Source organism: Sphingobacteriaceae bacterium GW460-11-11-14-LB5 (assembly GCA_002151545.1).
GTDB lineage: Bacteria > Bacteroidota > Bacteroidia > Sphingobacteriales > Sphingobacteriaceae > Pedobacter.
Map to the genome: position 1 here is coordinate 2320473 of CP021237.1, position 19689 is coordinate 2340161.

Sequence of the window (19689 nt, forward strand, 5' to 3'; positions counted from 1 at the left end):
ACCATTTAATAATCAGCACCATACACACAAAACAACAACTATAATGTAAAAAAAAATAAAACCAAATGATTATTAGGTTGTTAGGTTGATAGATAACAATAATAACTATGAAAAAAATAATCTTAAGTCTTGCTTTTGCGGGTTCTCTTATGATAGCCACTTCAGCATGCAATTCGTCCAAAAATATGGCTGGTTCTTCAGACAGTACTGCGACGGATTCTACAAAAGTACTGGATACGACTAAAACGGCACCAGATACGACATCGAAAAAAGTGCCTGACACTACTAAAATGCCACCTGATACGACGAAAAAAAATCCTCCAATGTAGGAAAGTAAAAGCCACTCTTGTTTTAGAGTGGCTTTTATTTTAAAATCTATTTTAAATATTTTGTGTTATTGCGTACTTTCAGCGTTTAAACCAAATAATTAAATGGATCTTCAAGCAAAAGCACACAACCGTAATGTAATTTTCTTAGTCATTGTAGCTGCCCTGGGCTATTTCGTCGACATTTACGATCTTGTTCTATTCTCTGTTGTTCGTGTTCAAAGTTTAACTGAAATCGGTGTTTCGCAGGCCGACATGCAGTCTGATGGTTTCCTGATCATCAATTCTCAAATGTTCGGTTTACTTTTAGGTGGAATTTTATGGGGCGTACTCGGCGATAAACTTGGAAGGATAAAAGTTCTTTTTGGTTCGATCCTTTTATATTCACTGGCCAATATTGCCAATGGTTTTGTTACCTCGGTTAACAGTTATGCCATCATCAGGTTTATTGCCGGTATAGGTTTAGCGGGAGAGCTTGGTGCAGGGATTACTTTGGTTGCAGAAACCATGGATAAAGAAAAGCGAGGTTATGGAACCATGATTGTTGGTGCTGTAGGCTTATTGGGTGCAGCGGTTGCCGCAACAGTAGCAGCCGAATTTACCTGGCAAACCTCTTACTTTGTTGGTGGTGGTATGGGCTTGGTTCTGCTTTTATTGCGTGTAGGCACATTCGAATCGGGCATGTTTAAACATGCGGCTAACCAAACCGAAGTATCAAAAGGAAATATTTTTATGCTGTTTAACAACTGGAAACGTTTTTCGAAATACCTCTATTGCATTTTAATCGGTATTCCATTATGGTTTGTGGTGGGGATCCTGGTTACCTTAGCACCCGAATTTGGGAAGGCTTTAGGCGCAACCGAACCCCTAAAAGCAGGTACCGGAATTATGTTTACTTATTTTGGAATTGCCATAGGCGATGTAGTTACCGGTTTACTCTCTCAGGTATTAAAATCGAGAAAAAAAACAGTTTTTATTTTTCACTTGCTTTCTGTGGCGAGTGTGGTGGTTTATTTAACCAGTTTCGGTTTAACCAGTAGCAATTTTATTTGGATCTGTTTGTTTATGGGCTTCTCTGTAGGTTACTGGGCTACCTTTGTTACCATAGCCTCAGAACAATTTGGCACCAACATCAGGGCTACCGTAACGACAACCGCACCTAATTTTGTTCGAGGCGCATTAATCCCGATTACATTCTTATTCGAATTTTTAACCCATAAATACGGATTAATTACAGCCGGTTATTTAGTAATGGGAATCTTAACCCTGATTGCCATGTTTGGTTTGAGCCAGTTAAAAGAAAGTTTTAACAAAGATTTGGATTATCTGGAAGATTAACAAACTCTTGACTTCAGACTCAGGACTAAAACCAATGTCAATAAAATGTACTATCTAAACATAAATCAATATAGCTACCTGAATAGCTTTAAATTTGTATGGAAATAGAAAATGTCATCATGTTTAAAGAAGAAGTAGCAGCACGGTATAAGCAAATACAGGATGAAATTTGCAGGGGATTGGAAATTGCCGATGGCAAAGGAAAATTTGAAGAGGAGCTTTGGGAACGAAACGGTGGGGGAGGCGGACGTACCCGGATTATGCAAAATGGTGCAATTATCGAAAAAGGTGGTGTAAATTTCTCTGCGGTGCACGGTAAATTGCCAGAAGCGGTAAAAAAAGCCTTTAATGTAAGTGAAGATGATTTTTTTGCCACCGGCGTTTCAATTGTGATTCACCCAAATCATCCTTTGGTTCCGATTATCCATATGAATATCCGCTACTTTGAACTAAACGAAGAAACACGTTGGTTTGGCGGTGGTATTGATTTAACGCCGCATTATGTATTCGAAAACGATGCCCGTTTTTTTCACCATAAGCTAAAACAGGCTTGTGATGATTTCAGCGCTGAATTTTATCCAAAATTCAAAACACATGCCGATGATTATTTCTTTATTAAACACCGTGAAGAAACCCGTGGTATTGGCGGTATTTTTTACGATCGGTTAAAGCCTGAAAACACCAATTTATCATGGGAACAAATTTTAGATTTCTCCATTAATATTGGCGAAACATTTTTGCCAATTTATACTGAATTGATCGACCGTAACCGCGATAAAGCCTTTACCGAAGCGCACAAACAATGGCAATACCAGCGCCGTAGCCGTTATGTAGAGTTTAATTTAGTTTACGATTCCGGAACAAAATTTGGCCTGGAAACCAATGGCCGTATCGAGTCTATTTTAATGAGTTTACCGCCACAGGCAAACTGGGGTTATAATGTACAGCCAGAAATTGATTCTGACGAGTATAAAACCGTACAGCAGCTTAAAAAAGGAATTAACTGGATTTAGTAATTTTCGTCATCTCGACTGGAACGCAGTGCCATGGAGAGATCTATATTGAGACAGATTTAGTTTCCTTGAGCACTTCGCTCGAAATGACGGTAATTTTTGAGGAGTTAAAACAAAGTTAACGGCGCCGATACTTTGTGAAAGCCGGCTTTTAGTTTACCCGTCCTGAAATCGTTTACAATATTGTGGGCTAGACGTGTAGGCTCAGGAATACGGTAATTTCCAATAGATTTTTTAATTATCTCCAGACTTTGGTCTTGCGTAATTAAATGTCCGGCCGAAACGTAAACAGATTCGCAGTTGATTTTTGTTCTCAGCGCGAAGCCAAGCATTTCACCAGAGTTATTTTTAATTTCTGCGGTGCTGTATCTGGTATTTTCTGGCTGATGATTTTTTCCATGCAAAAGACTTTTAGCACAGCCAATTGTGCTTTGATTGGCTAATATTCCAAAATGCGAAGCCACACCCATGCGGCGTGGATGTAAAATTCCATTACCATCAAGTACCACAACATCGGGTTTGTCGACAATCAATTCCCAAACTTTTAATAATGCCGGAACTTCTTTAAAGCCTAAGAACCCTGCTTTATATGGAAAACTGGTTTCGTAAGTTTCTAATGCGAATGATTTTAAAACCATTTCTGGATAAGTTAAAATTACAATTCCAGCGTACATGGTTGTGCTGTTTTTATTAAAAGAAATATCTGCACCGGCAATGGTTTCAATTTTAGTAAGTGGCTTAAATCTTAGTTGCCTGGCAAGCTCAATTTGATAAGCCGCTGCATCTTCAAAGCTATAATGGTCGTACATGGGATATCTTATTTCTGTAACTCGTTCAAGCGTAATTTAATTTCACTTGAAGTGGGATTCAATTGACTGGCCTTTTTGTACGCAGCAATGGCATTTTGTTTTTCTCCCTTCATCAAATATCCTGCACCTAGTGCCATGAATGCTTTTGAAGAAGATGGATAATTAACTGTATTCATTTCCAGTATCTTAATAGCATTGTTTAAGGTTGCCGGATTCTTGATCAGCCACTGCGCCCATCCGTTGAAAAATGATTCGTCGGGCAAGATCGGATAGCCAAAGCTTTGCGATAATTTTTTATAGTGGTTCATTATAACCTCTGAATTCATCTTTTCGTCGCTTACTGGCGGAAGTACCCATTGGCGATAAATAAACCTAAGTCCATCATAATACGATTTAACGGTAACTGTCATGTGGCTCTCTAGCGGATAGCTTCTGTATTCAAAATCTAAACCTTTCATATTGCGCTTTTTAAGCAGCGAATCAAACTTTAAAACATCGGCATGAAAAGGGGATTTAGGTTGAGGCCCTTCATTTCCATCACTAAAAAAGAATGTTTTCGATAAAGTTGAGCCTGTTTTTAGCTTTTTATCGGCGAGTTTCAATAAAAATTTCTGATCCCACCAAAAAGATGGACTTGCTGCAATATAGGCATTAAACATGTCCGGATGATTAATCAGACAATTAGTGGTTGTAAGCGCTCCAAACGAGTGTCCTGCAAGAATGCGATAAGGTTGGGTTTTATAATTAGAATTAACATAGGGCAGGAGCTCCTGCTGAATGAACTGAAAAAAACGTTCGTTTCCTCCGCTATTTTTGTATGGAGATTTGGCGCTGGTATCTGATTTTCCAAAATAATCCAAAGTGCTGTTAGATGGCGTGAGATCGCGGTTTCGGTCTGTATTTGTGATCCCCACAACAATTAATGGCGGAATAACATTCACATCTTGCCGGCTGAGATATTTTGAATATTCTACCATTTGACTGAAATGATTATCAGCATCCAAAACGTAAATTACAGGATATCTTTTCTCCGGAGATTCAGGATCATTTGGTGTGTATATTAATATCTTTCGGTCTTCATTTAAAACATCAGAATGCATCGTAACCATTTCACCCTGGTAAGATTTAATGGGTTCTGATTTTTGAGCTTTTGTTTCAACGGAAAAAAGTGAAATTATAAAAACACACACGAATTTAAAATAATTCCAATTTCTTAAGGAGTTCTCCTTTAGCATGAAGTTTTTCATAGCAGAAAGCATTATTTTAGAATAAACAACAATTAAATATACAAATAACCCTATAAACAAAGGAAAACGTTAATTATAATATGTCTTATAATTAATAGTAAGATAACTGGCAAATGTCTCTAGGACGAGACGAAGAATGATCAAAAGTACTCAATAATGAGACTTTTCCAAATTGTTTTATTTTTCATGACAAATAAATGACAATTAAATATTTGCCCAAAAAAAAACCTGCTCTGGGGCAGGTTTAAAGAGTCATAATGCTTTTAATATAAGTGGCTTTTGCCGTTCTCCATCAGTTTCAAATATTAGTTGAGGGTCTCCAACCTTATTATTTGTTCCGGTCTCTTGCTCAATGAATATTTTCAAACCCTTTACTTCAACATTAGATGGAAGTATCGCCGTATAAGCCATTGAAGTTATACCCATATTGTGATGAGAACCTAAATAATTCAATTTATAATCAATTTGGCGTTTCCCATCTCTAAAAGTAAGATAAAAAGAATCACCATAATTAACATAGATAACAGCAGGCTTATTATTAACCTGCTGAACGCTAACAAGGACGTGGTTAAAATCCTGTGCTTTTAAAATAAAGACCGCTAATATAAGCGAGAGAGTAAAAAAGATCTTTTTCATAATGTGTATTTTTTCTGTGAAAATAATAAAATTCCTGAAACATAGGGGTAGGGGCTAAAAATTTGAGTGTCAAATATTTGAACCCTCCCCCATCAATGAGCAAAAAAGCCCCCACACAAAAATGGCTTATCGGCTTCGCCCGATTTTAAAAAAAGCATTTAAGGTTTAAATTTCCTAATTAAAAGTTTGATGATACTTACCAAAATAAAAGAAATACATATCAAAATCCAACGGAGGTGGAACTACAGCAATATCAGGGCTGTGTCTAGGTATCCCAAGTTCTTTTAACTTCTTTTCGTAACGGTAATAGGTAGCTTTAGGTATAATGCCCTTTAAATCGCTTATATCTGTGTATTGGCTTAGTGTAGCCAAAAGCAACATTTGACCTATACGACTGTCCTTTTCTTTAACTTCAAAAAACTTCTTTTTAACCTTGTTATCCTCATGCTGTTGCATAATCTTATCGTGTATCTCTTTAATTCCCATTTTAACACCCAACTGATAGCGCTGAACACGTTTCCAAAAGAAAGCATGCAACTCAACAAAAAGTTCTCTGTTAAAACAAAGATTAAAGCACTCCAACAGATCAATAGGCTTAGAATAAAGGTTTTCCCAAGGGCTGTTTAAGTGAAAACTAAAAGACTTATTTTCAATTGTTTTATGAATAAACAATTCCGCTTTTTGTGTCGAATTAACATATACAGGATTCTTGGTTGCACCAACAAAAGTATTAGAACGCTTATTTTTGAGTTTGGAGATCAATCCAAAATGATGGTTAAATACCGTGTTTTCATCATCCTTTACCTTTTGTTTAAAAATATAATTTAACAAGCCTTTACGGCAGGTTATCTCATATCTTAATATTCGATCAGCTTTTTCAGCTAAATCATGAACATCGATATCCTTAGGATTGTTCTTAAGAAGCTTATTCATATCGTTTTTCCTAAACTCAGTTCCCTTGTGATAAATCTTAAACATGTAATTATCCGTAAGATATTGAACAGTAGTTGTTCCATAGGACTGAAAACGATTAGTATCTGTTCTTGCATGTTGAACATTCAAGGTTCGCTGTTCGTCCAGGTAACGCAAAGCATCAGCTTTAGATAAGAAAAATTGATTATAACATAAATCTATACGGTTTACCTCTACATCCAACCAATCAGGAGGATAAGCAAAGTAATAATTAAAAAAACGATCTAAAGTTGCAGTCATCTTATCAAAGCAATGAGATGGTGTCAAATTGTTCTGATCAACAAATTGTAAAACATTTGTGGAATGCTCAAACTTGGGAATACTAAAATTTATCTCGATAAAATCTCTTGACGGATTCGGTGTAATGAGTATAGAATAGTGAGAGGAGGGAACGTTAATATTAGCGCGCAACTGAACATCGAGAACGCGACCAGTATCACCAAACAATACACTAGTCTTACTAGTATTCTCAAGGCCTTCGTGAATAAATTTTTTAACATAATTATCATGATCCATTAAATTATTTTGAACATCTTTTACAATGTGTTTGTATTTTTCGTATCCATGGATACGAAGTATAATCGTATCAATCATACATTAGAGAGTTGGTTAAAAGTATCATAAATGAGACTTTTAAGGTAAATCAAATAGCCCTAGTATCGGACATTATTACTGCAGTAAATTTGTCCGATACTTAACCGAACAGATAACAGTCTTATTTATAGGATATAAATTATAGTGCGCTGATGACTTATTTATACAAGCCCATTGCGATTTCCCTGTATGGCAATGATCTTTTACTATTTCCATGTGCTGTTTATTCCTTTTACGTCCACACACAACACAAGTGTGACGTGATTCTTTTTGTGACATATCGGACATTTTTAATATGATCGTAAAAAAAAGGGGAGAAGATCCCCCCCCTTTAAGAATTGTATTTAAATAAAAAATAACCGGCTAATAGTAATCCTACTATTGGAACGGCGGCTTTTTTATGGTTTCAATTGCACCCCCTGGCAATTGCTTATTAGCCCAAGTGCGAAACTCACCTTTAGTGAGAAACCCATCCTTATTTAAATCGATGTACCTATTACCCTCATAACCTCCACCCTTATAAGCAGTTGAATTACCTTTAAGAGGTGTAGATTCGGCCTTTCCAACCCAAAACGGGTGAAATACAAGTAAGTAAGTCTCAAACCAATCTTTAGGCTTTCCAGCTGAAAGAATTTGATTTCTAAAATACTTCTCAACATAAACCAATTGTTGAATATTGGTCATTGACCTTAAAGCGGTCGTTGTAGTGCCTACACCGATCGCACTAGATGGAACAAATTGGATTAAACCAGTTGCACCATAAGCAGAATTAACAGCCTTATGGTTGAATTGGCACTCTATCCACATAACATTAGCTATCCAAAGAACTGGAATACCCAAACGCTTTGCCATAGCATCTAAAGCGTTAAAAAAAGCAGTAGGATTGCCACCGTGCTTTTGCACGGCAGCAATATATTTAGAATTAATTTCCATAATTATATTAATGTAGTTGTAAGCAAATAACCACGATGCCTATAAGGAAGTGTAAAATCAAAACTCCCATCTCCCAAAGCTGTGGTAAAAACTATATTACCATCAACGTCCGTAAACCTCATAGTTTCAGCAGGAGATAACAAAGCACTACCAATTACATGAAAATCCGATCGAGGAGTAAGGCCTGTCCAATTAGCAAAGGAACCTTCAGCAATATCCGCCTCAAATGGAGGGTTAGTGAAAAGCATATGCCTATCAGGTAAACCGTTAACGGTCAACTCCCACAAAGGAATTTGAGAAAAAGTTATCTGTGCCGAGGCCGGAAAAGTAATAACGCCTTTTTCATTAGGTTCTAACAAATAATCAACTGACCCAGGTTGACCAGTTTCATTAACCAACATAATGATTGGAGTAGAAGATTTATTTTTAATGTATTGCGTCTTAACATCATCAATATTGATAATATTAAGACCATTAGCAATATCTACTTGATCAGCACCATCAACATAAGCGCTGACAGTTTCGCCGTTAGTTACGGATAATTCCCTACGGAAAACCTTTACATCCGTATCAACTGGTAAAGACACATTACCATCACCATCTGTAACAACTAAACGTATAACATAGTTACCATTACCATCAGGAACAAAAACAACATTAGGATTAGTAGGATTCACAAAAGTACCTGAGCCAGTTGTAACACTCCAAACATAAGTATAACCTAAATTTGTAAGGTCAGAAACAGATAAATGTACTTTACCATCATTATCAACGTTCATATTAACGTTAGGAGTTGGAGGTGTAAAATCAGCCTGATTAGTAACTTTATAGCCAATAAAAGACACCTGTACACCATGTTGCGGTTGATCATCTTCCTCCAACTTGTGAACATGTAATGATGTTGCCGATCCAAGGTGTTTACCTATAGCAGTTTTCCAAACTAAAATGTCATCACCATGAATTAAAATCATTGTTCTAACGACAACCTTATCACCAAACTTTAGAAAGGACTGAGAACGCTTACGGCTATTATCAGTATCGCCAACATCCTGAGAATTATGATTGACGACCCACTTTCCAAAATAGAGACCGCCTAAAGCCAGGTCATTTTGTGGATTCTCATTTATACCGATCTCCCAAGATTCCTGAAACGGAATTAACACAGCAGTAGGATAATGCTCTCTAGCAAGTTTATATAAATCGCTTCTTTTCGCCCAATCGAGCGTTTGGCCGTCAACGGTTCCCTCACCTTGACGCCTTTGATGACTAATACTCATGTTTTACCAATTGTTGTTGATGTGAAAAAGGAATCGATCTGTTTTTTTCGAACCAATTATCATCAGTGTGAGAAAATTTTTGCAATCCTAAAAGACCGAACATCATACCGATGCGGTTCTTTGGTTTTTTGGTTTTCGCTGCCATTAGTTAACGTCAATTTTAAAACCTATAAAAGTCAAATAGGTATCGTAAAGGGTAGAGGTAGAAGTAATTTCCAACCTATCGAATAACTCAATCCTTTCAGTCTGTTCATTCAGATAATTCTGAATCTCTATGATTCTGTTTAGATGACGTGTATAAGGAGTAGGGTTTAATAAAGAATTGATAAGCATTGTAATGTTATCAGCAGCGAACGCATTACCGTTGGGATTAACATCCAACTGTAAACGCCCGAAAAAGATAGAATTTTCAATCTCTAAAACTGATTCCAAACCCTCTCCATGATTATTACTACCAATCGTATAACTGGCAGGGGTAACAGCTTTAACCTGATAAACAGGCATATTAACCTGTATATAATTAAGAACCCAATCTAATGATAAAATATCTTTGCTCGCTTGAGCATTGATATCTTTTAATGCGGTTATAGCCATTATTTAATCCAATTAAGAAGTGTACGGATAGAATACTTTACGTCAGGCGTACCAAGATTCTTATTAAACTGGCTATCTGTCAAACGCCAACGAAGCATAGCCGATAGATTACCAGTAAAATTATAAAAAGGAACTATGGTAACAGTACGTTGACCATAAGCCAGGTAAATAGCTTTCATTTGATTTGGGCCGCTAATGTTTTTAAAAGCATTATAGAGCGCTTTATCATCAATACCGAAGCCATTAACGGCATTATAAATGTTATCAGCAATTTGGCGAGTACCCAAGGTCATTTGGGTCTGTACAGCAACATCCTTTTCAAGAACCTTTTTTATTTCATCCTGATTGATCTGTACATCCTCATCACCACCAAGCCCAAGCATTGATTTTATTTTTCTCCAAGCATTGGAAAAAATGTTGCCAACCTTGATTACAAGCAAGACAACTACAGCCAAAACAGCGTAAAGAACAACGTTAGGAACGCTGAAACCGAAAACACTTGTTTTTGCTTTTGGATTTGTGATATTCATAAATTTTTGTTTAAAAAAAAGGGTAGTCAAAATTTGCTACCCTTTTTAGATTAATAATTATTTCCGTGACTGAGGGGGAAACCCATAGCCATTTTGTTGTTGTGGAGGATAACCGTAACCCTGTCCAAACGGTTGCCAGTTTGGAGGCTGTTGGTAATACTGCTGTTGAAAATTAGGCTGTTCAGCCATTTCCTCATCTAAAGATTTATCCTCTTTTTTTTCAGTAATCTTTTTAGCTATCCAACGGCTAGCAACGATAAAAAGAACCATAATAACCAAACGTGTCATTGGTTTTTCAAGGAAACTAACAACTTTTTCCATAACAGTTTTGCTTTCAAGTTCGTCATGTAATTTCTCAAACTCAATAACCTTTTTTTCATATTCGGGGCTGTGAACATCTAGTTCATCCAACTCTTTACTGATTTTTTCGGCTTTCTGCTCGATAGTTCTGTTTTTGTTTTCTTTTGTTTCCATTTCACTTAAGATTTTTTGGTAATTACTGCCCAGTGCTAATTTTAGTTCTCCCATTGAATCGGATGCAACTGGGGCATACCGTTGGAATAAGTTAATTGCAAATTCTGTGATTCTCACTTGTTTGGTTTATTAGAATTTTTAACGATTTACTTTTTTTGTGTTGCCAACATAACGACCACAACAGCGGCAATACCACCACCGATAAGCCACATCATTTTATCGTCAACACCAACTTTTGTTTGTTCAGTAGCACGGCCACCTAGATAAGAAATCTTATCACCAATCATTTTTAACAGGCCGCTATCTTCAATAGACTTTTTTTCTGCTGAAATCTTGATTTCATCAAGTTGCTTCTGCATAGTGTAAGTCTGAGAATTAGGATCGTAAGTAGCGGGATCACCTGCGAAAGTGGTTTTATATTCTGTGAAAGCCTTGCTTTCAGTTTTCGCAAGCGGATTAATTGCCGCTAAATTACCTGCCTCTAATGCTTGGGTACGCTTTCCGCCTAAGATGCCGCCAGTTGCTGAACTGGCAACTTTTGCAAGGAGGTTACCAAAAAAGGTACCGCCTTTCTTTTTAGAAAATAATCCCATGTTTGTAAAATTAAGGGGCGATAAACGCCCCATTGATTAAGACGTTTTTAAATTCAAAGGCACTTTTGCGTCATCCTTGATCGCATGTTTCTCTTTCAGATTTCTTGCCTTAGCTAAAATCCTATCGGAAGTAACATAAGTGGTGTAACACACATAGTTCTTAGTATTAAGAACATTTGCAGGCTGCATTGTGAATTTAACCTTTGCCTTATCAATCTCGTCACGATCATGGATCATACGAGAATGAGGGTAGTAAAGCGGATTAGCTGTAATAGCTAAAGAATCCAAATATTTCTCAGACGCATTGTAAGCGAAATTATCGAAATGCTTTAACATTAATTCCTGTTCGTTTTTAGTCCAATCTAAACGATCAGAAGAAAGCGAACAACTTGTAAAAATCGTTTTAACCGGATTTGTCTCAAACGACATTAACGCCAAACGCAAACAGTTATCACCGATCTGAACAGTATCCTCACCTGATGAAGCTTGAATTGAAAACTGTCTGAACTGCGGAACACCAACCTCAATGCCAATACTCTGATTGGTTTCCAACTGGATCATTGAATCACTAACATCAACCTGAGCGCCAAAAGTTGTTTTAGTTGGAGTAATGGTAATCAACAATTCATCATTACCAGCCACATTAATATGGCCACCAAACCAAATAAACACAGAACGTGCGCACTCATGTTTAACGTCAGCGGCAGGCTGAACACTTGTAATACCTCTGCGCCATAAAGCGCCATTCTTTACTAAAGTGTTATAAGCAGCAAGCAAACCAAGGTTTGTGTTTAAGATGTTTACATCACCCTCGTCACGTTTAAGTTCAACTGAAATGTTAATGGCAGATGGATCAAAATCAGCATCGTCGCCATAACCAGTATCGTCAATAGTGATATTAGGATCAGCAGCCTTTAAAAAGGCAACAATGTTAATACCGTTAATAGTCTCGTTCTGCACCTTGTGCGTACGAGTTTCTCTAAGTTTAATAATCATTTAAATGATAAAGGTTATTTCTTTGCTAATAAGGCACTTATCTTATCTTTAAATAAGAATCCTGCTACAGCGAGGGCACCAACGATTAAAAGGGTTTTGTTTTTCTTCGAACGTGGTCTAAAAGACCTCGCTCTACGGTACACTACACGTGCACGGTTACGATAGCCACTAAAGCGGCTTCTCATGCTTCTACGAGCCATAAAGAACGAATTTTAAAGGGTTGAAAAATAAATAGTTAAGATTGTTTAGTTATAGTTTAAAAGCACATATAACAAGGTGCAGGAGGGGAGTAACGCCAGTCTCATTAATGAGACTAATTGCGGTATGTTATAGGCTTACCGCAAGGATTAAAAAAAATGAATGCCAAAATAAATACACGACCAAAAAATACAGCCTAGCAAGAAGAATAACAATAAATAAAATTTGTGTTTTAAAAAGCGAAGTTCCTCCTTGACATGGTCAAGCCTTTGTTTGAGAATAAAGTTTTCATCACAAACTTTACGATACTGATCAAAATTATTAAAGCCCATAACTAAAAAATTTTAAGCTTCTTATCAAACAACAAACAGTCATCGTCAGGACTTAAATAAAATCTCGGCGAATCCTTAGAACTTACACTAAAAACCAAGAAAGATTCTTCATCAGCTAATTGATAAACATCCCTTGAATAAGAGAGCATAAAAAGATCAGTAGACTTTAAATCACCAACTTTTATGCTTGTAAAATGCTGATTTACCTTACGGACAACAATAGACCTTAAAAGGCTTCCAAAATAAGTTTCTTTCATATTACACAAGTTTTAAGTTTTTGTAATTAAGCTTTTTTGGTATTGGGTGTACCTGACGGTACTGTTGAAGCAACTTCAAACCTTTATCGGCGTTATCAAAAGCACTATAAAGCTGCCAATAGATTTTTGACAAAGTTGGATTGAAAGTTTCGCCGTTAAATTTCTCCAAATAATAATCGGCTTTTTGTCGACTTGTATAGGCCATAACTACGATTTATGAAGAATGGTTAACAAGTCGTTAAATTTTCCCTGTAATCTTAAATTTCTCTGTAATTGAGAAATAGACCGACAACGGTCGGCTCCGTGCGTTAAGCAAAGCAATCGCATGCTATAACGGTTAATTAAAACTGCTTTCATGTTTAAGATTTTTTGAAATAATTATAAATTTCTAATGATGAACCGATAAAGCCGATGACTGCAAGGGCTAAACGGAGTTGTTTACTATCCATCAATGTAAAAGGCTGTTTGCTTCCCAGAACGAGCAAAGCCGACTTTCTTTTTAAGTTCACCAACACGATGCTCTAAAGCATCCATCTGATAATAATTTAAAGTTTGAAATTCGTCTATAATCCGTTTTCGGGTTGTAGCTAATAAATCCTGATAATGCTGAATGTAAACTTCTTGAGTTACAAACTGTCCCATAACTCTAAGCTTGGGGCGCTAGTGGTGCGCTTGGTGTTTGTGGTTTGTCGTTCTTTGCTGAAATCCATTTAAAGAATTTCGAAACGCCGTAAATTAAAGTTTGAACGAGAACGGCAGATGCGAGAGCAATAAACTCGCCTTTTGATTTCGGAAGTTCTGGAACCTGATCAGAGACAACCTGCGCGGTTGTTACAAAACCAAGCCCAACACTAGCGATGTGTTGAGGTAAATTCATAAAAGTAATTTGGTAAACAATACTGAATAGTTAAATCGTTTCAACTTTCACGAAACGACAACAAAGTGATCTAATGGTTTACACCCAAAAGAAAAATGGCCAGAATTCAAAGAACAATTACTTATTCTTCGTTTCTGGCCTAGTTTACCTGTCCTATAATTAATATTATGTTAAGTTGTATTTTCTAACACCTACCTATCGACTCAAATGGCCAAATAATTTACAATTCCTGAAGTTTACGGTTAAGTTCCTGTACTTTATTGGTTGCGCCCTTTTTGGTATAGATATCAATCAGCAGCTGCACAGTTTTTTTGTCGTTTGGATTAATTTCGTTAGCACGTTGTAAAGCGAATTGTGCACGGTTAATTAATCCTTTATATTTTTCTGTTTTGTCTGCATCGCTTTTACGCAAAGTTTCGTTGGCCGTATTGATATAAGCTAAACTCAGTTGATACAAGGCATCGAAATAATTCTGATCAGTTGATAAAGCTTTATCGTAAGCAAGTATGGCTGTAGCATTATTTCCACCAACTTGCTGCAGATAACCATAAAGAAAATAAAGCAATTTACTTCCTTTCTCTACTTTTAAGTTATTTTCGATTAATCCCTGCGCCTTGCTGTAATTCTCGGTATCGAGTAAAAGATTGATATAATCGTTTGTTAAAAAACGGTTAAATGGATTAAGTGCAAGTCCGTCTTCTAAGGTTTTAATGGCGGTTTCATTTTCTGATTTAACCACATACATTTGCGCCATTTTCTGAAAAACAGAAGGATTTTTAATTCCATTTTCTTTTGCGCGTTTAAAATAAGTCAAAGACTCATCATAAGCCTGGATATTTAAGGCGCATATAGCTGTATTTAAGGCTAAAGTGGTATCTGCAGGAAAATTGTCACCCACTTCTTTCAAATCAGCAAATGCTTCCTTGAAATCATTATTAAAAAAAGCTTCGTTGCCTTTTTCTTGTTTTTTGATCAGGATATTGTGGTTGGAAGCCTTAATTAAACCCGAATTGTCATCATACCGATCAAGTGATTTTGCTTTGGCAACAGCCTCAATGGCATTATCGTAAAATTTGTTGGCATTGTTAGGATCGGTATCAATTAATGCAGCAAATGAAGTCAGGTAAGATTTTATTGACCAGGTTTCGGCCCAGTTTTTTGTTTTATTATCTTTTTCTGCTGATTCAATTGACTTTAAACCTTCATTTATAATAGCAAGCTGCTTTTTCTCATCTTCTTTATTGGCAATAGATGCCTGCAGTTTACCCACCGCATTTCTGGCAATAAGGATTTGAGTTTTTTGTGCCACAGCATTAAAAGAGACGAAAATTAAAGCGATTAATGATATTTTAAAGCAATTCTGCATAAGATAAATAATGTGGTAAAATCGTAATAAACCATAAAAATAAACATAAAAAAAAGAGCCCCGAAATTTCAGCGCTCTTTTTTTAAATCGGTATCAGAATTATTGTTTAGGCAATGCGTCTAAACGTTTTTTGATCTCGTCGTAATTTTTAGTGTCATTTCTAAAAGCATAGATCGTTTTCAAGGTCTCTAATGCTCCTGCATTTTTATCGTCCACCTCTAGTGCTTTTTTGTAAAAAGGAAGAGATTTATCTAACAAAGCATTCATTTTGCCTGTTACTTCGTTAAATTCTTTCACTTTTTTAGGATCGATTTTATTTCTGTCGGCCTGTAATTTTAAAGCCTGTGTAAAATAAATATTCCCCAATAACACCTGATAGTTCGCATTGTTAGGCTCTTTTGTAGCTAATGCGATAAGCATCTGCTCAGATTTTGCGGCATCACCCCTATCAATATAAATCTGCGTTTCTGTCTTGATCCATTCTGTATTATCAGGGAATTTAGCAGATGCTTCTTTGATAGTCGCCAAAGCCGCTGTTGTATCTTTTTGTTTGCTTAAAATAGTCGTAAGAATCTCGTTATATAAATCTTTAGACTGAGGAGAATTCAAAGCAATTGCCTTTTTGAATTGGGTAATCATACCTGGATAATCTTCCACATTTCTGGCCGCAATACCTGCATTTAGATACATGGCGGTATCGTTTGGATTGATTACTGTAGCGGCCACGAATTTTGCGTAAGCTGTTTTGTAATCTTTCTTATTGTAAGCAATTACACCACCATTTCTAACGGCGTTACTGATATTGGTTTCAGCTAAACTGATATTATCTTTTTCACTTCCTTTTGTATCTAACTTTTTAGCTTCAACAATTGCATCCTGAGCGATTTTCAAATTTGCATCTGCATTTGCTGTGCTTACTGAATCCAAAATAGCCGCAGAAGAAGCAAATAAAGCACGATAAGACCATGCTTCAGGCATCACTTTAGATTTTTCATCTGCAATAGCTTTATCTGTATGAGCCAATCCTTTCGCTAAAGATTCTAGCTTCTTCGCTAATGGAGTTGATGCACTTGAAGAAGTTAACTGGAATAAACCCCAATCATTTTTTGCGGCGTTAACTTCACTTTTCTGAGCAAATGCAGAGCTTACCGCACCTGCTAGAACTATACTTAGAAATACTCTTTTCATAATTTTTATTCTAATCTTATTTTTAGTTAATTTTCTTCTTCCGTTTCGTTATCTGAATCTGCCTCTTCTTCAGTATCATCTGTTTCGGGAGTAGTATCTGCTTCTACTTCTTCGCCGTCTGTAACTACAACATCTGTTAAATCTACTGTTTCTTCTTCGTCCTCTTCGTGATCAATTTTAGTTACCGATGCAATCTCGTCATCACCTTTTAATGAGATCAAACGAACCCCTTGCGTGGCACGGCCCATTACCCTCAATGCTGATACCGGAATTCTGATTACAATACCCGAACGGTTAATGATCATTAGATCTTCGCTATCTGTAACGTCTTTAATCGAAACTAATTGTCCGGTTTTTTCAGTAACATTAATTGTTTTTACCCCTTTACCACCACGGTTAGTTACACGGTAATCTTCAATATCGGTACGTTTTCCATAACCTTTTTCTGATACTACTAACACGGTAACTTCAGGATTGTTTACAGCAATCATGCCAACAACTTCATCCTGATCGTGTGCAAGCCTAACACCGCGTACACCAGTAGCTGTTCTACCCATCGGACGAACTGTGCTTTCGTTGAAACGAATGGCTCTACCTGAACGCAATGCCATCACAATTTCGCTTTCACCATTGGTTAAACAAGCTTCCAATAATACATCACCATCATTAATATTGATGGCATTGATACCATTTACACGCGGACGTGAATAGGCTTCAAGAGAAGTTTTCTTAATGGTACCTTTTTTAGTACACATGATAATGAAATTGTTCTCTAAATATTCCTGATCCTTTAGGTTTTTAACCTTAATATAGGCCTTGATTTTTTCTTCTTTCGGAATATTGATAATGTTCTGGATCGCTCTTCCTTTACTGGTTCGCGAACCTTCAGGAATTTCGTAAACCCTCAGCCAGAAACACCTTCCGGCTTCGGTAAAGAACAACATATAATTGTGAGCAGTAGCCACCAGCATATGCTCAATAAAATCTTCATTTCTTGAGGTACTGCCTTTTGAACCTTTACCACCTCTACCCTGTGCCTTAAATTCGGTTGCCGGCGTACGTTTTACGTAACCTTCATGTGAGATGGTGATCACCACTTCTTCATCGTCGATGAAATCTTCCATGCTCATATCTTCGGCTGAGTGAACAATAGTTGTTCTGCGCTCATCACCAAATTTCTGACGTATTTCTGCTAACTCATCTTTAATGATCTGCATACGCAAACCTTCATCTGCAAGGATAGATTTTAAATGTTCGATGGTTTTCATCAACTCTGCATACTCTTCTTTAATCTTATCACGCTCTAGTCCTGTTAAACGACGAAGCGTCATATCCAAAATCGCACGTGCCTGAATATCGCTCAGTCCGAATTTTTCCATCAAGCCTAAACGGGCATCTTCAGGGGTTTCTGACGCACGGATTAATTTAATTACTTCATCTAAATGATCTAAAGCAATTAAATAACCTTCTAAAATGTGTGCACGTTTTTCGGCTTCTGCCAGCTCGTAGCGGGTACGGCGAACAATTACATCATGGCGGTGATCTACAAAATGCACAATTAAATCTTTAAGATTTAGCATTTGCGGACGGCCTTTTACCAATGCAATGTTATTTACACTGAAAGAAGTTTGTAAAGCGGTATACTTATATAGGTTGTTTAAAACGATAGAGGCATTTGCATCACGTTTAATTTCGTAAACGATACGGATACCATCTTTGTTCGATTCGTCTTTGATGTTCGATATACCTTCCAGTTTTTTCTCGCCAACCAATTCAGCAGTACGCTCAATCATTTGTGCTTTGTTCACCTGGTAAGGAATTTCGGTTACAATGATTACCTCACGGTCTTTAATGCTTTCAATTTCGGCTTTTGCACGCATTACAATACGTCCACGACCGGTTTCGAAAGCTTCTTTTACACCTGTATAACCATAAATAATACCACCGGTAGGGAAATCGGGCGCTTTTACAAACTTCATCAATTCCTCAATGGTAATATCCCTGTTGTCGATATAGTTTACCACACCATCAATTACCTCGGTTAAATTATGAGGTGCCATGTTAGTGGCCATACCTACTGCAATACCAGAAGATCCGTTAACCAATAAGTTAGGGATTTTTGCAGGTAAAACCGTTGGTTCCTGTAAGGTATCATCAAAGTTTAACTGGAAATCTACCGTATCTTTATTGATATCGGCAAGCATTTCTTCAGCAATTTTCGAAAAACGTGCCTCCGTATAACGCATTGCTGCCGGCGAGTCACCATCAATGTGACCAAAGTTTCCTTGTCCATCAACCATTGGGTAACGTAAGCTCCAATCCTGAGCCATACGAACCATGGTGAAATATACTGATGCATCACCATGTGGGTGATACTTACCTAATACCTCCCCTACAATACGGGCAGATTTTTTATGTGGTTTATTACTGGTTACACCAAGATCGAGCATACCATATAAAACACGGCGGTGTACCGGTTTCAATCCATCACGTACATCAGGCAAAGCCCTGGATACGATTACCGACATTGAGTAATCAATGTAGGCCGATTTCATCTGCTCCTCTATATTAATTTGAATGATTTTGTCGTTCTGCTGATTTTCTAAATCTTCTGCCATAAATTATTATTCTCGCTACTTAAAACGATATTAAAAAAGGGTATTACTATAACCTTGCGAATTTAACAAAATTTAGCCGAATTAAGGCATTGTGGAAAAGTTTTGACCCTGGATATAGGTTTTTTATTCCTGACGAAATTTTAATTTACTGAAGGCCAGTTTAAGGCGTTTCATGCTGTAATAAATAAACTGGGCTGGTAAGGTTTTTTAGAAATGTAAGGTTTGTGTTAGTGGCGGCCTGCAGTCCTGCTACCGCTGCAAGTCCTCGCTCGTACCTCGCTGTGGGCTTTCCGCTATATCAGGTTTATTGAAAACAAATAGTCGCACTGTGGCGGCCGCCTAAACCCTACCATAGCGGGATGCCGATTGAAGCCATATTTTTACTGTTTCGTATTGGTTTATCGGCAGAAGCGAGGGCGGGATTACATTTACCTATAAAATGCAGCAACTGCTTTCCAAAACCCTATCCATAACAATTGTAATGGAATGTTTTTTAAAGCCTGACAGGTTTGTAGAGAACT

The 19689-nt window shown here is 37.0% G+C and carries 21 protein-coding genes; 3 read left to right on the forward strand and 18 right to left on the reverse strand.

Features of this window, described 5'->3' with window-relative positions; genetic code table 11:
- Positions 1-107 precede the first annotated feature (107 nt).
- From CA265_09345 to CA265_09355, 3 genes are all read left to right on the forward strand, one after another.
- The gene (locus CA265_09345) at positions 108-329 is read left to right on the forward strand and encodes a coproporphyrinogen III oxidase (GenBank protein ID ARS39841.1); all 222 of its coding nucleotides are present in this window, start codon (positions 108-110) and stop codon (positions 327-329) included.
- Between the two features lie 102 nt (positions 330-431).
- Positions 432-1664 (forward strand): MFS transporter, encoded by a 1233-nt coding sequence (locus CA265_09350; GenBank protein ID ARS39842.1) that lies wholly within the window; start codon positions 432-434, stop codon positions 1662-1664.
- A gap of 119 nt (positions 1665-1783) precedes the next feature.
- Positions 1784-2677 (forward strand): coproporphyrinogen III oxidase, encoded by an 894-nt coding sequence (locus CA265_09355; GenBank protein ARS39843.1) that lies wholly within the window; start codon positions 1784-1786, stop codon positions 2675-2677.
- A gap of 107 nt (positions 2678-2784) precedes the next feature.
- On the opposite strand, the gene CA265_09360 is transcribed toward CA265_09355, so the two are convergent.
- The 18 genes from CA265_09360 to CA265_09445 all read right to left on the reverse strand — a co-directional run bounded on the left by CA265_09360 (position 2785) and on the right by CA265_09445 (position 19168).
- Positions 2785-3486 (reverse strand): endonuclease V, encoded by a 702-nt coding sequence (locus CA265_09360; protein ID ARS39844.1) that lies wholly within the window; start codon positions 3484-3486, stop codon positions 2785-2787.
- 8 nt (positions 3487-3494) lie between these two features.
- Complete coding sequence (locus CA265_09365) at positions 3495-4745, reverse strand: hypothetical protein (protein ARS39845.1); 1251 nt, start codon at positions 4743-4745, stop codon at positions 3495-3497.
- Between the two features lie 240 nt (positions 4746-4985).
- A complete protein-coding gene (locus tag CA265_09370; GenBank protein ARS39846.1) occupies positions 4986-5369 on the reverse strand; it encodes a hypothetical protein in 384 nt (127 codons plus the stop codon).
- Between the two features lie 174 nt (positions 5370-5543).
- Entirely contained in the window at positions 5544-6935 is a 1392-nt protein-coding gene (locus CA265_09375; GenBank protein ARS39847.1) for a hypothetical protein, read from the reverse strand.
- Between the two features lie 378 nt (positions 6936-7313).
- Positions 7314-7868, reverse strand: coding sequence for a hypothetical protein (locus tag CA265_09380; GenBank protein ID ARS39848.1), 555 nt, complete (start codon positions 7866-7868; stop codon positions 7314-7316).
- Between the two features lie 2 nt (positions 7869-7870).
- Positions 7871-9145, reverse strand: a complete 1275-nt coding sequence (locus CA265_09385) for a hypothetical protein (GenBank protein ARS39849.1) — start codon at positions 9143-9145, stop codon at positions 7871-7873.
- A gap of 144 nt (positions 9146-9289) precedes the next feature.
- Positions 9290-9739, reverse strand: a complete 450-nt coding sequence (locus tag CA265_09390; GenBank protein ID ARS39850.1) for a hypothetical protein — start codon at positions 9737-9739, stop codon at positions 9290-9292.
- Positions 9739-10269 carry a hypothetical protein gene (locus CA265_09395; GenBank protein ID ARS39851.1) on the reverse strand — a complete coding sequence of 177 codons (531 nt, stop codon included), beginning with the start codon at positions 10267-10269 and terminating at the stop codon, positions 9739-9741. The genes CA265_09390 and CA265_09395 overlap by 1 nt, the downstream gene beginning before the upstream one ends.
- 57 nt (positions 10270-10326) lie before the next feature.
- Positions 10327-10797, reverse strand: a complete 471-nt coding sequence (locus tag CA265_09400; GenBank protein ARS39852.1) for a hypothetical protein — start codon at positions 10795-10797, stop codon at positions 10327-10329.
- Positions 10798-10889: 92 nt separating this feature from the next.
- Complete coding sequence (locus tag CA265_09405; GenBank protein ARS39853.1) at positions 10890-11369, reverse strand: hypothetical protein; 480 nt, start codon at positions 11367-11369, stop codon at positions 10890-10892.
- A 3-nt stretch (positions 11370-11372) separates the two neighbouring features.
- Positions 11373-12332, reverse strand: a complete 960-nt coding sequence (locus CA265_09410; protein ID ARS39854.1) for a hypothetical protein — start codon at positions 12330-12332, stop codon at positions 11373-11375.
- A 532-nt stretch (positions 12333-12864) separates the two neighbouring features.
- A complete protein-coding gene (locus tag CA265_09415; GenBank protein ARS39855.1) occupies positions 12865-13119 on the reverse strand; it encodes a hypothetical protein in 255 nt (84 codons plus the stop codon).
- Position 13120: 1 nt separating this feature from the next.
- The gene (locus tag CA265_09420) at positions 13121-13324 is read right to left on the reverse strand and encodes a hypothetical protein (protein ID ARS39856.1); all 204 of its coding nucleotides are present in this window, start codon (positions 13322-13324) and stop codon (positions 13121-13123) included.
- 236 nt (positions 13325-13560) lie between these two features.
- The gene (locus tag CA265_09425; GenBank protein ID ARS39857.1) at positions 13561-13761 is read right to left on the reverse strand and encodes a hypothetical protein; all 201 of its coding nucleotides are present in this window, start codon (positions 13759-13761) and stop codon (positions 13561-13563) included.
- 4 nt (positions 13762-13765) lie between these two features.
- Positions 13766-13996, reverse strand: a complete 231-nt coding sequence (locus CA265_09430) for a hypothetical protein (protein ID ARS39858.1) — start codon at positions 13994-13996, stop codon at positions 13766-13768.
- Between the two features lie 220 nt (positions 13997-14216).
- On the reverse strand, positions 14217-15362 hold the full coding sequence (locus tag CA265_09435; protein ID ARS39859.1) for a hypothetical protein: 1146 nt from the start codon (positions 15360-15362) through the stop codon (positions 14217-14219).
- A gap of 99 nt (positions 15363-15461) precedes the next feature.
- The gene (locus CA265_09440; protein ID ARS39860.1) at positions 15462-16550 is read right to left on the reverse strand and encodes a hypothetical protein; all 1089 of its coding nucleotides are present in this window, start codon (positions 16548-16550) and stop codon (positions 15462-15464) included.
- A gap of 26 nt (positions 16551-16576) precedes the next feature.
- Positions 16577-19168: a DNA gyrase subunit A gene (locus CA265_09445; protein ARS39861.1), complete on the reverse strand. Its 2592-nt coding sequence runs from the start codon at positions 19166-19168 to the stop codon at positions 16577-16579.
- Between the last annotated feature and the right edge of the window lie 521 nt (positions 19169-19689).

What these genes read in the sequence shown, in the direction of transcription:
- CA265_09345 (ARS39841.1), top strand. Translation starts at nt 108, where the DNA reads ATGAAAAAAATAATCTTAAGTCTTGCTTTTGCGGGTTCTCTTATGATA.
- CA265_09350 (ARS39842.1), top strand. Translation starts at nt 432, where the DNA reads ATGGATCTTCAAGCAAAAGCACACAACCGTAATGTAATTTTCTTAGTC.
- CA265_09355 (ARS39843.1), top strand. Translation starts at nt 1,784, where the DNA reads ATGTTTAAAGAAGAAGTAGCAGCACGGTATAAGCAAATACAGGATGAA.
- CA265_09360 (ARS39844.1), bottom strand. Translation starts at nt 3,486, where the DNA reads ATGTACGACCATTATAGCTTTGAAGATGCAGCGGCTTATCAAATTGAG.
- CA265_09365 (ARS39845.1), bottom strand. Translation starts at nt 4,745, where the DNA reads ATGCTTTCTGCTATGAAAAACTTCATGCTAAAGGAGAACTCCTTAAGA.
- CA265_09370 (ARS39846.1), bottom strand. Translation starts at nt 5,369, where the DNA reads ATGAAAAAGATCTTTTTTACTCTCTCGCTTATATTAGCGGTCTTTATT.
- CA265_09375 (ARS39847.1), bottom strand. Translation starts at nt 6,935, where the DNA reads ATGATTGATACGATTATACTTCGTATCCATGGATACGAAAAATACAAA.
- CA265_09380 (ARS39848.1), bottom strand. Translation starts at nt 7,868, where the DNA reads ATGGAAATTAATTCTAAATATATTGCTGCCGTGCAAAAGCACGGTGGC.
- CA265_09385 (ARS39849.1), bottom strand. Translation starts at nt 9,145, where the DNA reads ATGAGTATTAGTCATCAAAGGCGTCAAGGTGAGGGAACCGTTGACGGC.
- CA265_09390 (ARS39850.1), bottom strand. Translation starts at nt 9,739, where the DNA reads ATGGCTATAACCGCATTAAAAGATATCAATGCTCAAGCGAGCAAAGAT.
- CA265_09395 (ARS39851.1), bottom strand. Translation starts at nt 10,269, where the DNA reads ATGAATATCACAAATCCAAAAGCAAAAACAAGTGTTTTCGGTTTCAGC.
- CA265_09400 (ARS39852.1), bottom strand. Translation starts at nt 10,797, where the DNA reads ATGGGAGAACTAAAATTAGCACTGGGCAGTAATTACCAAAAAATCTTA.
- CA265_09405 (ARS39853.1), bottom strand. Translation starts at nt 11,369, where the DNA reads ATGGGGCGTTTATCGCCCCTTAATTTTACAAACATGGGATTATTTTCT.
- CA265_09410 (ARS39854.1), bottom strand. Translation starts at nt 12,332, where the DNA reads ATGATTATTAAACTTAGAGAAACTCGTACGCACAAGGTGCAGAACGAG.
- CA265_09415 (ARS39855.1), bottom strand. Translation starts at nt 13,119, where the DNA reads ATGAAAGAAACTTATTTTGGAAGCCTTTTAAGGTCTATTGTTGTCCGT.
- CA265_09420 (ARS39856.1), bottom strand. Translation starts at nt 13,324, where the DNA reads ATGGCCTATACAAGTCGACAAAAAGCCGATTATTATTTGGAGAAATTT.
- CA265_09425 (ARS39857.1), bottom strand. Translation starts at nt 13,761, where the DNA reads ATGGGACAGTTTGTAACTCAAGAAGTTTACATTCAGCATTATCAGGAT.
- CA265_09430 (ARS39858.1), bottom strand. Translation starts at nt 13,996, where the DNA reads ATGAATTTACCTCAACACATCGCTAGTGTTGGGCTTGGTTTTGTAACA.
- CA265_09435 (ARS39859.1), bottom strand. Translation starts at nt 15,362, where the DNA reads ATGCAGAATTGCTTTAAAATATCATTAATCGCTTTAATTTTCGTCTCT.
- CA265_09440 (ARS39860.1), bottom strand. Translation starts at nt 16,550, where the DNA reads ATGAAAAGAGTATTTCTAAGTATAGTTCTAGCAGGTGCGGTAAGCTCT.
- CA265_09445 (ARS39861.1), bottom strand. Translation starts at nt 19,168, where the DNA reads ATGGCAGAAGATTTAGAAAATCAGCAGAACGACAAAATCATTCAAATT.